An 857-nucleotide genomic window follows, 5' to 3' on the forward strand; every position below is an offset into this window, starting at 1 on the left:
GCAGCACCGGAAGAAAAAGCCCGCGGCATCACGATCAACACCGCTCACGTTGAGTACGAGACGGCTGGCCGTCACTACGCTCACGTGGACTGCCCAGGCCACGCTGACTATGTGAAGAACATGATCACCGGCGCGGCTCAGATGGACGGCGCGATTCTGGTTTGCTCGGCCGCTGACGGCCCGATGCCACAGACGCGCGAGCACATCTTGTTGGCTCGTCAGGTGGGTGTGAAGTACATCATCGTCTTCCTGAACAAGTGCGACATGGTGGACGACGCCGAGTTGCTGGAACTGGTCGAAATGGAAGTGCGCGAGCTCTTGTCCAAGTACGACTTCCCAGGCGACGACACACCGATCATCAAGGGTTCGGCCAAGTTGGCGCTGGAAGGCGACACAGGCCCCTTGGGGGAAGGCGCGATCATGGCTCTGGCCGAAGCGCTGGACAGCTACATTCCCCAGCCTGAGCGTGCCATGGACGGCGCCTTCTTGCTGCCGGTTGAAGACGTGTTCTCGATCTCTGGCCGCGGCACCGTGGTGACAGGTCGTATCGAGCGCGGCATCATCAAGGTCGGCGAAGAAATCGAAATCGTTGGTATCCGTGATGTCCAGAAGACAACCGTGACCGGCGTGGAAATGTTCCGCAAGTTGCTCGACCAAGGTCAAGCTGGTGACAACGTCGGCATCTTGCTGCGCGGCACCAAGCGTGAAGACGTTGAGCGCGGCCAAGTGCTGAGCAAGCCAGGTTCGATCAAGCCACACACCCACTTCACGGCTGAGGTGTATGTCTTGTCGAAGGAAGAGGGCGGTCGTCACACGCCGTTCTTCAACAACTACCGTCCACAGTTCTACTTCCGTAC

1 protein-coding gene is annotated in these 857 nt (G+C 59.3%); it reads left to right on the plus strand.

The window, feature by feature from the left end:
- A partial coding sequence (gene tuf, locus LNV09_RS24610) for an elongation factor Tu (protein ID WP_263559702.1) occupies window positions 1-857 on the plus strand: 857 nt, incomplete at both ends.

The organism is Paucibacter sp. B2R-40, from assembly GCF_025717555.1.
Classification (GTDB): Bacteria; Pseudomonadota; Gammaproteobacteria; order Burkholderiales; family Burkholderiaceae_C; genus Paucibacter_A.